The organism is Staphylococcus equorum, assembly GCF_001747895.1.
Taxonomy (GTDB): domain Bacteria; phylum Bacillota; class Bacilli; order Staphylococcales; family Staphylococcaceae; genus Staphylococcus; species Staphylococcus equorum_A.
This window is the reverse complement of sequence record NZ_LNNB01000028.1, coordinates 28,369-42,348: the sequence shown is the minus strand read 5'-3', so window position 1 is coordinate 42,348 and position 13,980 is coordinate 28,369. Positions and strand designations below refer to the sequence as shown.

The following is a 13,980-nucleotide window of genomic DNA, read 5'->3' as shown; positions in this document are numbered from 1 at the left end:
AATTTATAATCAATTATGTGTCAATATAGTTGCAACTTTTTATTTTTAATATAATAATAAGAGTATTAAGAAATTATGGTGATAAAAATGAAAGCAAACATGACAAATAAACAGCGGATGATACGTGGCCAAATTTTAAATGAAATATACGTACGTGGCCCTATATCAAGAGTTGACATAGCAAGAAATACAGGAATCACACCAGCAACAACAACTGCAGTAACCGCAGAACTAATACAAGATAATCTCATTAAATCTACGGATATTGAAGTTGATCATTACGATATTGACACTAAAAAAACGTCAGGACGCAAAAAAATATTACTTACAATTTGTAATAAATACAATTACTATGTTGGTATTGAATTAGCCAGAGATTTTGTAACGTTATGTTTAACTGACAATCTTGGTAATATTGTCGATCAGAATATGATTGATATTACTACAACACAATTCTTAAAAAAAATTACTCCAAACTTTATATTGGAAGAACTTAATCATTTCTTAAAACAACATGTAGCTTATAATATTCAAGCAGTTGGTATTGCTTTACCAGGTCACTTTGATGAAACAGATCAACAAATTGCTTCGAATAGTGATTGGTCCGGTTTTGATTTGAAAAATTTACTTTCTCGTATTGACCTGCCTGTATTTTTAGAAAATAACGTACATTGTATGAGTCTATATGAACATTTACTTACATCAGAAAATGATGGCGAAAACTTCATCTTCTTCCATGCTGTAAAAGGGATTTTTTCATCTAGTATGTACCGTGGTAATTTATATGGAGTTTCCAATTTTTCTGTAGGGGAAGTCGGACATACCATCATCCATCCAGACGGTGAACGCTGTGAATGTGGTCGTAGAGGGTGCTTACAAAACTATTTAGGTGGTATGAATATTATAAATAAAGCTAAAGTTATTTATAGAAGTGCTCAAAGCACATATCTCACAAGTTTAGTAGCAGACTCAAATGATATAACTTTAGATACTGTTATAGAAGCGTATCGTTTAGGCGATAGTGGCATCGTACAAATTATCAAAGATGCTATGCGTGCAGTCGCAATTACGCTCAATAATTTAACCATGTTAGTAGATACCAATAAAATTTATTTGCATGGTCCATTATTTAACAATGATATTACAGATGTCATTTTAAAAGAATATTTAAGTTACCAAAACTTATACGGTGGATTAGGTAAAATTGATTTTCAAATGAAAGTCTATCACCCTATTAATGGTGCCAAAGGTGCCTGTGCCCTTGCCATCCATCAACATTTAATTTGGTCAGAGTTATAGGTTAAGTCAAAATATAATAGTTCGATAAAAGAGATAGCGGAGGATTTTTTATCTTCCGCTATCTCTTTTGATTTCTAACACTTCTTATAACAAGTATTATCTATAAAAATTTTTATCCCTCACAAAAATTAAATAAAAATAACTTTTTAAATTATTAATTTTTTCCTTTTTTGAAAAAGCGGTGCGCACTAGATATAACTGTGATATTCTATTTTAATAAACATATTATAAGGGGGATTTTTATGCATTGCCCAAATTGCGGGGAGTCAGTTACAAAAAAAGATTTATTTTGTGGCGAGTGTGGTACCAAATTAACACTTCAAGATCAATCATCTACTGACAATCCAACTACTAATCAACATACATCTCAGTCTGATGCATCACAGAATCATGAACCATCTCATACCTCTCATCAGCCAAAACAACCAAGTCAATCAAACAAAAACATTACCAAACATTCTGATGATATTTTTAATGAGGCAAAATTATTTTTCTCCAGCTCATTTTCTAGGACAGATGAGGCAGTTATAAGTAAACATCAATTTACATTTAAAACGCTTTTCAGTCTCATTATTGCAGGGTTTATAATTACACTTATTTTATTATCTTTAGTTATACCAGCAGAGGTAGCATTTTTTGCGACAAGTAAGGCTAATATCGTTTTTAACATTACCTTTTACATACTAATATCTATTTCAATAATTTTTGCCATTACATTATTATTGATTAAACTGCTAAACATTAAAATCAGTGTACATAAAGCACTTTCAGATTTTGTATTAATTAATACTTTTTCTGTAATTGCGTTCTTATTAGGCTTATTATTTCTAGCTATTAATGTGCCAAGCTTTGGATCAATGCTTGTTTTAATTTCTATGCTATTTACATTAGTGTCACCAATTTATCTCACAACAAAGCACAGTCATATGCATCAACTTCGTATGCCCGTGATTTATGCTATTTTAATTTATATTCTTATTTTAGGTGTCCTCCTTCGCATTCTTATTGAAGGAACAGTTTCAAATTCTTTAAGTGCTTTAGATTCATATTTTAATACAGATTATTAAGGAGAGAGTTAATTAATGAAATACTGTAGTAATTGTGGAGCCGAAATTAAACCAAACCAAAAAGTATGTACACAGTGTGGCACACCTGTACATCAACAACGTAGTACAAATAACAACGACAATCATAATAAAAAATCAAAATTACCACTTTATATTACAATTGCTGTCATTGTAGTTATCATTATTGCATTATTTACAGCTTATAAGATAATTGAAAGTCAGCTTTCACCGACAAAACAAGCTGAAGCTATTTCAAATGATTTAAAAAATAATAAGCCCAGTAACTTAACTCATAATTTAAAAGCAAACGGCGAGTCTCTGTCTAAAGACGAAGCCAAAGCTGTCTATAAATATATTAATGAAACAGATAGCCCTGAACGTGTTGGTGATGAAATTCAAAGCGCTGCACAAGGTATGAAAGATAATACAATGGGTGGCACTTCTGTTACGGTTGGCGATAACGAACTCATAAACATCTCTCAAGATGGTAAAAAATGGGGTATATTTAAAAACTATAATTTTAATGTAAATGAAGCGTCTGTTACCATTCTTCCTGAAGAAGATAGTACATTATCTTACAAACATAACGACGATACGAAAAAAGTGAAACTAAAACAAGGTAAGACAAAAACACTTGATGACTTCCCTATTGGAATATACGATTTAAAAGCTACTCAAAAAGTAGATGGTAAAAAGTTTGATGGTGTCGTTCATATCGATATGTCTGAAAGTAACGATGCTGATCCTCAATTCAAACAAAAGCGTTTTACTGTAAGTACTGACTCAGCATATATCGATTTAGATTCACTAAAGCTTTATATCAATGGTGAAAAACAACAAGACTTTGATGAATACGCTAGCGAAACATTTGGTCCATACTCACCTGACGAAAAAGTAGAAGTATATGCTACAACTGAAGTTGAAGGTAAACAATTCACATCAAATGTCGAGAATGTTTCAAGCCCTGAAAACGACGAAGAAGAAGTTGATGTTGCTTTAACCTTTGATGATGATGCTATTAGCGACCATGAAGACAAAGTATTTGAAAAAGAAACTCAATCTGAAGATGACGAAGACGCATCTAGTTCAGATGAGGAGGATGTCACACGTGATAATGTTATAGACAAAGTCGAATCATATGAAGGCGAAAGTTTAGACACTGATACTTATACTTATAAAGAACCTGAAGAAACAGATGATGGTTGGGGATTTTCATTTACCGATAAAGACGGTAATTTAGCTGGATCATATACTATAGATGATGACGGTTATGTCACAGAATATGATGAAGACGGTGAAAAAGTCGATTCTGGATATTAATATTATTTTATAGGGAGTAGGATAGAAATCTAATTTTCCTAATAAATTTCGTCGTATGAACCCAGCCCGGCACAGCTACTGTAAACAAGTGCTTCAGTGCTTTTAAAGAACTACTTGTCTTCATAAATGAAGTAGTAGTTCTTTAAAAGCTTGATATAAGCGTATTTTCAATTCAGTCAGCCACTCCCTATATAAAAAATAAGCCTGAGACATGTGCTATGTCCCAGGCTGTTTTTTATTTAAATAAATCTTTCTTGCTTCTTTTCAAAATAATTTTAATAATATGTAGTTATTCACGTTATTCGAACATCTTTACTTCCCCTTTTTTCTAATCACTCTACGCCACTTTCATTTATCTTTTTTAATTGTCACAATTTTAGTAACTTTTATATGTAAGCGTATACAAATGTAAAATTACATGTTAGAATTTTACCAAATTAAACAAATGTTTGATTTTAAACTTATGTTTAGGTTACAGAAAAAGGAGGTTGATCTTATGAATAACAATGAACGAGAGGTTCTCAAACGTATTCAAGAAAATCCTTTTATCTCTCAACAAGAATTAGCTCAGTCTATTGGTCTATCCAGGCCAGCTGTGGCAAACATCATCTCAGGTTTAATTCGCAAAGAATATGTATTAGGAAAAGCCTACGTGTTAAACGAAGACTATCCGCTCGTTTGCATTGGTGCCGCCAATTTGGATAGGAAGTTTTATGTTCATTCCGAATTGCAATTGGAAACTTCAAATCCTGTCACTTCTACAAGATCTATAGGTGGTGTCGCACGTAATATCGCTGAGAATTTAGGCCGTATGGGTGAAACTGTTGCTTTTTTATCAACAAGTGGTAATGACAGTGAGTGGGATATGATTCATAAATTATCTAGTCCGTTTATGAATTTAGACCATGTACAACAAGTTGAAAATGCAAATACAGGTTCATATACTGCCTTAATTGATAACGAAGGCAATATGAAATATGGCTTAGCAGACATGGAAGTTTATGAGTACATTACCCCTGAATTCTTGATAAAAAGAACCCACTTATTGATTAAAGCGAAATGTATCGTCGTAGATTTAAACCTCAGTAAAAACGCTATTGATTTTCTATGTGCATACTCAGAAAAACACAATATTAACTTAGTCGTTATACCTGTGTCATCACCAAAAATGAAAAACATGCCTGATTCTTTACATGCTATCGACTGGCTCATCATTAATCGTGATGAAACAGAGACCTACTTAAAAATGAAAATCAACAATACAAATGATTTAAAAATTGCAGCTAAAAGATGGAATGATTTAGGTGTTTCGAATGTCATTATTACTAATGGCGTTAATGAACTCATATATAGAAATTCCAATAAAGAAATTATCAAACCGATTATGCCATCAGACAAAGTCGTAGATGTAACTGGTGCAGGAGATTCTTTCTCTAGTGCAGTCGTATTTAGTTGGCTCAATGACTTAGACATAGTTAGCATACTTGAGGCCGGAATAATTAACGCGCGCAAAACAATCGAAACGAATTACACTGTTCGCCAAAATTTAGATAAAAAACAATTATTTAGAGACTTGGAGGAATATAAAAATGGAAAAATACATTGAATATTCAAAAGAAGTACAACAAGGTAAAGCAAACAACAAACCTATAGTAGCACTAGAGTCAACAATTATTTCACACGGTATGCCCTATCCACAAAATGTCAAAATGGCTAAAAAAGTCGAACAACTTATAAGAGATAATGGTGCTGTACCTGCCACCATTGCTTTAATGAACGGAAAAATTAAAATCGGCTTAGAATCAAATGAACTCCACTTTCTCGCCAATAGTGACAATGTAGCTAAAGTATCTCGTCGTGATTTAGCAGAGATAATTGCAACTAAACGAATTGGGGCAACTACTGTAGCATCAACAATGATTTGTGCTGAATTAGCTGACATTCAGTTCTTCGTTACTGGAGGTATTGGGGGGGTCCATAGAGGAGTCGAACATACCATGGACATTTCAGCAGACTTAGAAGAACTGGGCCAAACAAATGTCACAGTGATTTGTGCTGGTGCAAAATCTATATTAGATTTACCAAAAACAATGGAATATCTCGAAACTAAAGGGGTTCCTGTAATTGGCTATCAAACAGATGAATTACCTGCATTCTTCACTCGAAAAAGTGGTATTAAATTAAATAGCTCTGCGGACACACCTGATGCTGTAGCACGTATTTGTAAGAAAAAATGTGATATAGGTCTGTCTGGCGGTATTGTAATTGCCAATCCTGTACCTAAGCAATTCGAGTTAGCTAAATCTTATATCGATACAATAATTGAAGACGCTGTAAAAGAAGCAGAAGTACAAGGAATAAGTGGAAAAGATTCCACACCTTTCCTTTTAGGTAAAATCGTTGAAAAATCTGACGGTAAGAGTTTAGAAACAAATATAAAACTTGTTGAAAACAATGCTGTTGTAGGAGCTAAAATTGCAGTTGCTTTCACTCAAATGTAGGTGATATATATGTCAATTTTATTTACCTTTACTGGTATTTTATTTGCTTTATTAATAGCTTTTCTATTTAGTTTTAACAGAAAAAGTATTAATTTTAAAAAACCTGCCATTATGTTAGCTATTCAAATCATCATTGTATTATTCATGATGAACACAACTATAGGTTTGAATATATTAACAACTTTAGGCGCCTTCTTTGAGGGTCTAATCAATATCAGTAATGCTGGAATAAACTTTGTGTTTGGAGATTTACAGAATCAAGATGGTTCCACATTCTTTTTAAACGTCTTGCTACCATTAGTATTTATATCTGTACTAATTGGAATATTAAATTACTTCAAGATTCTTCCTTTTATCATTAAATATGTTGGAATAATTATCAATAAAATAACGCACATGGGACATCTTGAAAGTTACTTTGCAATTTCGACATCCATGCTTGGTCAACCAGAGGTATTTTTAACAATTAAAGATATGATACCCAAACTATCCCGTGCAAAATTATATACGATTGCTACATCTGCTATGAGCGCTGTCAGTATGGCGATGCTTGGTTCATATATGCAAATGATTGAACCAAAATACGTAGTAACTGCAGTGATGCTTAATATATTTAGTGCATTAGTCGTAGCAAGTATTATCAATCCATATGAATCTGACAACCAAGACGTAGATTTAACAAATTCAATTAATAAGAACGATTCAAGTCATAATAGCAATCAATCATCGTCGCGACAAACTAAAGTTCCTTTTTTTCAAATGATTGGTGATAGTGCAATCGATGGTTTTAAGATTGCGATTACTGTAGCTATTATGTTATTAGCTTTCATTTCCTTAATGGAGGCCATTACTATATTATTTGATCTTGTAGGTCTCAACTTCAAACAACTTATTGGTTATGTATTTGCCCCAATTGCTTTTATTATTGGAGTACCATGGCATGAAGCTGTTCAAGCTGGTTCTATTATGGCTACAAAATTAATAACTAACGAATTTGTTGCAATGCTAGATTTTCAAAAATTAGCAGGAGATTTGACGACACGCACTCAAGGTATTATTTCAGTTTATTTAATCAGTTTCGCTAACTTTGGTACTGTAGGGATTATCGTTGGTGCCATCAAAGGAATTAGCGGAGAGCAAGGAAATAAAGTCGCATCTTTTGCACTGCGCTTATTGCTTGGTGCTACACTTGCATCTATCATTTCTGCATCTATCATTGGCTTGGTTTTATAAATAAATTAGCAATATCTAATTATGAGTATTTCACTTAATCCTATTCTATATTAAAGTAATATTTTTCGTTTTTGCACTTATCGAATATTGAATTTAGCAAGCAAAGTTCGATAATTATACACAATGTATTTTCATAGACAAAATGCTACTGATTTATACTAATGCTAGTTATATTTCAAATTTCAAATTATAAATCAAAAAAGCCACAACCATCATGGTTGTGGCTTTTTTGATGAATATGCTAATTTTCAAACAGTTTCAGTAAGTCATCCTTTTATTTTTCAAAAATAAAACCCCTTTTCAATATAACTTTTTTATAATTTTGCATAATTTAATAAATATTGAATATTAATTATACGTAATATAACATGATGTCAAGGGTCTAGTGTCAAGGGGTGTAATTAATGAATCTAAAAAAAATAATTGCATGTACATTATTATCAACACTAATATTTACCGGCGTCACTAACTTCAATATAGGTACTTATAAATTTAGTCAACATCAAGTTCAAGCTGCTGCAATAGATAAATATCCCAGACCAATAAAAAGACAACAAGCAAATTATCACTGGAAGAATAATTGTACCTGGTACGTACATAATAGAAGAAACCAAATAAAAAGATATCTTCCTTCCAGCTTTACCCATGCAAAAAATTGGTTGGCGGAAGCTAGGAGAGCCGGTTTTGCTACTGGAAAGAAACCTCTAGCTGGAGCAATATTGCAGACTTCTAAAGGGGGTGGCGGTTACGGCCACGTTGCTTTTGTTGAACAAGTTTATAAAAACGGGAGTATTAAGATATCAGAGTATAATTACAATGTACGATTAGGCTATGGTACTAGAGTTTTATCTAAATCTCAGGCTGCACAGTACAATTATATTTATTAATTTCTAAAAAATACACTAGATCCTAGGGACCTGGACTGCTGATCCAGGTTTCTTATTATTTAAGAAATAGGTGAAAAAATGAACTTCGTAGAATTAACAGCAAAAGAATTCACTGATTTTATTAATCAACATTTTGTGCATTATACCCAGTCTTATTCTCATTTTCATTATAGAAATAAGAATAAGAAAGATGTACATTTAGTAGGCGTTAAAGAAGATGATAAAGTGATAGCAGCTTGTCTATTAACAGAAGCTAGGGCATTAAGGTTTTTTAAATACTTTTATTCTCACAGAGGTCCTGTTTTAGATTATAGTAATCCAATATTAACTAAATTCTTTTTTGAAAATTTAAAAGTATATTTAAAAACTCAAAAAGCATTATTCGCTTTAATAGATCCATATATTTTAGAAAATATTAGAGATGCTGATGGAAAAATAATTGAACACTATGATAATGAAAAGCTTAAAAATGCATTATCAAAATTAGGTTATGCCCATCAAGGTTATAGTATTGGTTACTCTACTACTAGCCAAATTAGATGGTTATCTGTTTTAAATTTAAAAGATAAAAGTGAAAGTACCATATTAAAAGAAATGGATTATCAGACACGTCGTAATATTAAAAAAACTTTTGAAATGGGTGTGGAAATAAAAACATTGGATATTTCAGAAACCGATGTATTCTTTGAACTATTTCAAATGGCAGAAGAAAAGCATAATTTTAAATTTAGAGATAAAGCTTATTTTGAGGAAATGCAAAAAATTTATGCTAATCATTCTATGTTAAAACTCGCGTATATCAATTTAGAAAATTATAAGCAGCAATTGCAAAAGAAAAACGCTAACCTTCTTTTAGAAATTAAAAATTTAGAGAATAAATTACAAGAAAACACTAATTCTAAAAAAACGAAAACGAAATTGAAGCAATTAACGCAACAACAAAACAGTTACGAAAGAAAAATTAATGAGACGATCGAATTAATTTCAACTGACGGAAATATCTTGAATTTAGCTGCTGCATTTTATATATACACGAAAGATGAAGTTTATTACCTATCTAGTGGTTCTAATCCTAAATACAACCAATTTATGGGGTCTTATCGTTTACAATGGGATATGATTAAATTTGCCATAGAGAACGCTATTCCAAGATATAATTTTTATGGCATTACTGGAGACTTCAGTGAAACTTCTGAAGATTATGGCGTACAGCAATTTAAAAAAGGCTTTAATGCACACGTAGAAGAATATATTGGCGATTTTATAATTCCAATCAGAAAATATTTATATAAACTATATTTATTAAATAAAAATAGACATGTTAAGTGAATTAGATTCAAAACCAAATGCTGTAAATGTATTTGGTTTTTGAATCTATTTTTTGTTCGTTCATTTCATTACTCAATACCACTTGAAAATGTCAGTGATTCGGGCCAACTCCTCATTAATTAATAAAGTACTAGCCGAATACTATAGGCTGAGGTTGCGCCCGCGGACAGCGCGCACAAAAAAATGCCAACAAAGTCGGAAACTTTGTCGACATTCTAAACCAATACAAACTTGTATCGCTTTTGTATATTTATTTAATTTAAAGCTGAATCATCAACGATAACTTCTACATTTGGATGTTGATGCAATATTGAAGCAGGAAGTGATTCCGACACTTTAACATCCATTAATTGTTGGATTGCATCTTGCTTATTACTTCCAAACGCTATTAGAATGATGCGTTTCGCACTCATGATAGATGCTAAGCCCATTGAAATAGCTTGTTTAGGTACATCTTCAATATTATCGAAGTGTTGACTATTTGCTTTGATTGTTGAACCCGTTAAATCTACTACGCGTGTTTCACTTTCAAATGATGAAAATGGCTCATTAAAACCAATATGTCCATTTTCACCGATACCTAAGATTTGAATGTCTGCTGGTCCTGCATTTTGTATACATTGCTCATAGGCTATACATTCTTTTTCTACATCTTCTGCATCACCTTTAGGTAAATAAATATTATCTTCATTCCAAGTGCTATTATGATTGAATAAATGTTCTTTCATATAAGCATGGTAACTTTGTTCGTGATCTGCCGCTAACCCAATATACTCATCTAAATTAAATGTCACCACATCAGTTAATTCTGTGTGATTAACATTAATTAATTCTGCTAAGTATTTATAGATATCAATCATTGTACTTCCCGTAGCAAGACCTAACACAGCATTAGGTTGCGACTTTATTTGTTTCAAAAGCTCTATAGCAACATATTGACTCGCCGTTGTGCGATCTTTCAAATTTATAACGTTCATATTTCTACCCCATTCTTTCTAATATCACTATATATTTTCATAATTAACATTTAATTACCTATATTACATAATTATCTGTTTTTTATCAAATTAATATAAAATGAATCATGCATACAATACCATTATACGCTTGTTTATGACTGTTCACTATCTAATAGTTCTTCTACTTCATTTTTTATCGTAGTTACATGGGGACCATAAACAATTTGAACGCCGTTCCCCTTCTGAATCACGCCTCTTGCTTCGGTCGACTCTAATATTTTTCTATCAACATCTTTATCAGTCTTTAAGGTAACTCTTAATCTTGTTGCGCAACAATCAACGACATCAATATTCTCTTTACCACCAAGACCTTGAATAATCGTTTTAGCACGATCAGTTGCTTCTACTGTTTCAGCCGCTTCTCCTTCTTCACGCCCAGGTGTTTTGAAATTAAATTTCGTGATGCAAAATCTGAATATAATATAATAAAGCATAAACCAAACGATACCTATTGGAATTACCCACAAGAAATTCGTCTTAGCATTGCCCTGCAATATACCAAATAATAGATAATCAATGAAACCACCACTAAATGTTTGACCAATCGTAATATTAAATATGTCTGCGAGCATAAACGCTAAACCATCTAAAAAGGCATGTATGACATAAAGAACCGGTGCTACAAATAAGAAACTGAATTCTAATGGTTCTGTAATTCCTGTTAAAAATGATGTTAACGCTGCAGATAACATTAACCCGCCAACGACTTTTTTACGTTCTGGCTTTGCAGTATGGTAGATTGCCAATGCAGCACCACATAAACCAAACATCATAGTAATGAATCTACCTGACATATATCTAGATACACCCGAATAATATTTAGTAACATCAGGATCACCCAATTGAGCAAAAAAGATATTTTGTGTACCTTGTACAATTTGTCCTTTCACTTCTAAAGTACCACCCAGTGCTGTCTGCCAAAATGGTAAGTAAAAAATATGATGTAAACCAAATGGTCCCAAAAGCCTTAAAATAAAACCAAAGAAAAAAGTACCAATAACTCCTGTTTTATCTACGATTCCTCCAACACCAAATATCCAACCTTGCACAGTTGGCCAAATAAAGAACATCACGACACCTAATATAATAGAACCTAATGCTGTGATAATAGGCACAAAACGTGAACCGCCAAAGAAGCCTAAATAGGTTGGTAAGGATATTTTATGGAACTTATTATGTAAAAGCGCTGTCATGATGCCGGTTATAATACCGCCAAATACGCCTGTTTCCACTGTTTGTATTCCAAGGACTGTACTTTGCCCTTCTTTAGCTAAATTACCATCTGCTAATGTATCTGTAATAATTAACAAACCATTCATTGAAGCATTCATAATGAGGAACCCTAACATGGCAGCTAAACCTGCTGTTCCTTTATCACTTTTGGCTAAACCAATCGCAACACCTACTGCAAAAATGACAGGTAAATTTTGGAAGACAATATCACCTGCAGATGACATTAATATAAATATATTTTGTAATAGTTCAATATCCAATAAAGGATATGCTTTGATTGTATTTGGATTACTTAATGCGCCACCAATACCTAACAATAAACCGGCTGCTGGTAAAATTGCTATAGGTAACATAAAGGACTTACCGAATTGTTGTGCTTTCTCAAATAGCTTACTCATAATTGATTAACCTCCTAATTACCATAAATATACAAGTAAAGAAAATGATAATCAATACAATTCGTCATTATGAAAAAAAATTTCAAAAGGATATAACTCTTTTCTATGTAAGCCCTTTATTATAAACCTCGTTTAGTTCACTTAAATAACAGTTTTCTTTATACATTAAATAATCTGTTTCACCCATTAGGACACTTCACAATCTACATCGTCATATTAAAAGTTTAGCGGTGGTATTTTGAGCCAATATTTGCGATAAATAATAGTAGCTGCAAACTACAAGCTGTGACTTCGTAAGGTGTGCAAAAAAATGGGGAGGGACAGAAATCAAAATTTGAAATTTGATTTCGTATTCCCTCCCCTACGACTATTACTTCGCTTAAAATATATCGCCTAGTGTCACTGACATAATTGCTTTTATAGAATGTAATCTATTTTCAGCTTGATCAAATATCACAGCGTGCTCACCTTGAAATACGTCATCCGTAATTTCCATTTCAGACAAACCATATTTTTCATAAATCTGTTGTCCTACTTCAGTGTTTATATCGTGAAATGCTGGTAAACAATGTAAGACGATTGCATTAGGATTCATCGTATTCAATAACATTGATTCATTTACTTGGTAAGGTAATAATTCATTAATACGGGTTTCTAAAACAGATTGATCCTCACCCATTGATAACCATACATCTGTATAGATAGCATCTGTTTGATAAATTGCTTGATTCACGTCATCCGTAATTAAAATTTCACTCTGAGATTGTGCAGCATAATCCTTAGCCATCTTTTGAATTGCTTCATCAGGTTGTAAAGATTTAGGTGCAGCAATATGTACGTTAACGCCTAATATAGCTCCAGTGATAAGTAAATCATGTGCTACATTATTTCTAGCATCACCTACATATGTTAATGTTTTACCTTCTAAAGTTCCCCAATTTTCTTTTAATGTAAAGAAATCCGCAATCATTTGCGTTGGATGCCACTCATTCGTCAAGCCATTCCAAACTGGCACATTGGCATTTTTAGCTAAAGATTCTATATCTTTTTGATGATAACCTCTAAATTCAATGCCGTCATACATACGACCTAATACTTTTGCAGTATCAGCTGTAGATTCTTTCACACCTAAGTGAATATCACCTTGGCCGAAATACTCTGGATAAGCGCCCAAATCATACGCAGCAACACTAAATGCCGAACGTGTTCTTGTAGAGGGTTTTTCAAAGAGTAACGCTAAATTCTTTCCTTTCAGATAAGGATGAGGGATCCCACGTTTTTTCTTTTCCTTTAACTCTCCAGTAAAATCTATTAATGTATTCAATTCTTCTGCTGAAAAATCGCATGTTTTCAAAAAGTGTTCTCCTTTAAAAACTTGTAACTTATTTAAAGCTGTTGTGTTCAACCCCATTTTCATCACTCCAATATTTTTATAAGATTTATATACATAATATACGTAATTCACATATAAAACAAGTATAAATATGCTTTATTATGTATATTGTTGAATTTTAGTTTGGAATGTTATCTTTAATTATTTGATAAACAGCACTCATTTTAACTAATGAATTTAACATTTATGCAGTTTTTCAAAGCATTTATGCACTGTGAATTTCCAATAAATAACACTTGTGAAATTTATTTTTTGAGTTATGCATGAATACGCATTGTGCTACTTTTTTGTACTACAATGA

General features: G+C 32.2%; 11 protein-coding genes. 8 read left to right on the top strand and 3 right to left on the bottom strand.

The window, feature by feature from the left end:
• The first annotated feature begins 75 nt into the window (after nt 1–75).
• From AST02_RS11075 to AST02_RS11040, 8 genes are all read left to right on the top strand, one after another.
• Nucleotides 76–1,299, top strand: coding sequence for an ROK family protein (locus tag AST02_RS11075; RefSeq protein ID WP_069817818.1), 1,224 nt, complete (start codon nt 76–78; stop codon nt 1,297–1,299).
• A gap of 242 nt (nt 1,300–1,541) precedes the next feature.
• A complete protein-coding gene (locus AST02_RS11070) occupies nt 1,542–2,366 on the top strand; it encodes a zinc ribbon domain-containing protein (protein WP_069817817.1) in 825 nt (274 codons plus the stop codon).
• A gap of 15 nt (nt 2,367–2,381) precedes the next feature.
• Complete coding sequence (locus AST02_RS11065) at nt 2,382–3,686, top strand: TcaA second domain-containing protein (protein ID WP_069817816.1); 1,305 nt, start codon at nt 2,382–2,384, stop codon at nt 3,684–3,686.
• A 496-nt stretch (nt 3,687–4,182) separates the two neighbouring features.
• Nucleotides 4,183–5,292 carry a carbohydrate kinase gene (locus tag AST02_RS11060; RefSeq protein WP_069817815.1) on the top strand — a complete coding sequence of 370 codons (1,110 nt, stop codon included), beginning with the start codon at nt 4,183–4,185 and terminating at the stop codon, nt 5,290–5,292.
• Nucleotides 5,276–6,187, top strand: a complete 912-nt coding sequence (locus tag AST02_RS11055) for a pseudouridine-5'-phosphate glycosidase (protein ID WP_069817814.1) — start codon at nt 5,276–5,278, stop codon at nt 6,185–6,187. Before AST02_RS11060 ends, AST02_RS11055 begins: the two co-directional genes overlap by 17 nt.
• A 9-nt stretch (nt 6,188–6,196) precedes the next feature.
• Nucleotides 6,197–7,420: a NupC/NupG family nucleoside CNT transporter gene (locus AST02_RS11050; RefSeq protein ID WP_069817813.1), complete on the top strand. Its 1,224-nt coding sequence runs from the start codon at nt 6,197–6,199 to the stop codon at nt 7,418–7,420.
• 404 nt (nt 7,421–7,824) lie between these two features.
• Nucleotides 7,825–8,307 (top strand): CHAP domain-containing protein, encoded by a 483-nt coding sequence (locus AST02_RS11045; protein WP_069817812.1) that lies wholly within the window; start codon nt 7,825–7,827, stop codon nt 8,305–8,307.
• Nucleotides 8,308–8,385: 78 nt separating this feature from the next.
• The gene (locus AST02_RS11040; RefSeq protein WP_069817811.1) at nt 8,386–9,636 is read left to right on the top strand and encodes an aminoacyltransferase; all 1,251 of its coding nucleotides are present in this window, start codon (nt 8,386–8,388) and stop codon (nt 9,634–9,636) included.
• 254 nt (nt 9,637–9,890) lie between these two features.
• On the opposite strand, the gene nagB is transcribed toward AST02_RS11040, so the two are convergent.
• The 3 genes from nagB to argF form a co-directional block, all read right to left on the bottom strand.
• Nucleotides 9,891–10,613 (bottom strand): glucosamine-6-phosphate deaminase, encoded by a 723-nt coding sequence (nagB, locus tag AST02_RS11035; protein WP_069817810.1) that lies wholly within the window; start codon nt 10,611–10,613, stop codon nt 9,891–9,893.
• A gap of 134 nt (nt 10,614–10,747) precedes the next feature.
• Nucleotides 10,748–12,286, bottom strand: a complete 1,539-nt coding sequence (gene ptsG / locus AST02_RS11030; RefSeq protein ID WP_069817809.1) for a glucose-specific PTS transporter subunit IIBC — start codon at nt 12,284–12,286, stop codon at nt 10,748–10,750.
• Between the two features lie 379 nt (nt 12,287–12,665).
• Nucleotides 12,666–13,697, bottom strand: coding sequence for an ornithine carbamoyltransferase (argF, locus tag AST02_RS11025; RefSeq protein ID WP_069817808.1), 1,032 nt, complete (start codon nt 13,695–13,697; stop codon nt 12,666–12,668).
• Between the last annotated feature and the right edge of the window lie 283 nt (nt 13,698–13,980).

Bases quoted from the DNA above. Each gene is read 5' to 3' on its own strand.
- ptsG (WP_069817809.1), bottom strand. From the start codon at position 12,286: ATGAGTAAGCTATTTGAGAAAGCACAACAATTCGGTAAGTCCTTTATG.
- AST02_RS11070 (WP_069817817.1), top strand. From the start codon at position 1,542: ATGCATTGCCCAAATTGCGGGGAGTCAGTTACAAAAAAAGATTTATTT.
- AST02_RS11050 (WP_069817813.1), top strand. From the start codon at position 6,197: ATGTCAATTTTATTTACCTTTACTGGTATTTTATTTGCTTTATTAATA.
- argF (WP_069817808.1), bottom strand. From the start codon at position 13,697: ATGGGGTTGAACACAACAGCTTTAAATAAGTTACAAGTTTTTAAAGGA.
- nagB (WP_069817810.1), bottom strand. From the start codon at position 10,613: ATGAACGTTATAAATTTGAAAGATCGCACAACGGCGAGTCAATATGTT.
- AST02_RS11065 (WP_069817816.1), top strand. From the start codon at position 2,382: ATGAAATACTGTAGTAATTGTGGAGCCGAAATTAAACCAAACCAAAAA.
- AST02_RS11045 (WP_069817812.1), top strand. From the start codon at position 7,825: ATGAATCTAAAAAAAATAATTGCATGTACATTATTATCAACACTAATA.
- AST02_RS11055 (WP_069817814.1), top strand. From the start codon at position 5,276: ATGGAAAAATACATTGAATATTCAAAAGAAGTACAACAAGGTAAAGCA.
- AST02_RS11060 (WP_069817815.1), top strand. From the start codon at position 4,183: ATGAATAACAATGAACGAGAGGTTCTCAAACGTATTCAAGAAAATCCT.
- AST02_RS11040 (WP_069817811.1), top strand. From the start codon at position 8,386: ATGAACTTCGTAGAATTAACAGCAAAAGAATTCACTGATTTTATTAAT.
- AST02_RS11075 (WP_069817818.1), top strand. From the start codon at position 76: ATGGTGATAAAAATGAAAGCAAACATGACAAATAAACAGCGGATGATA.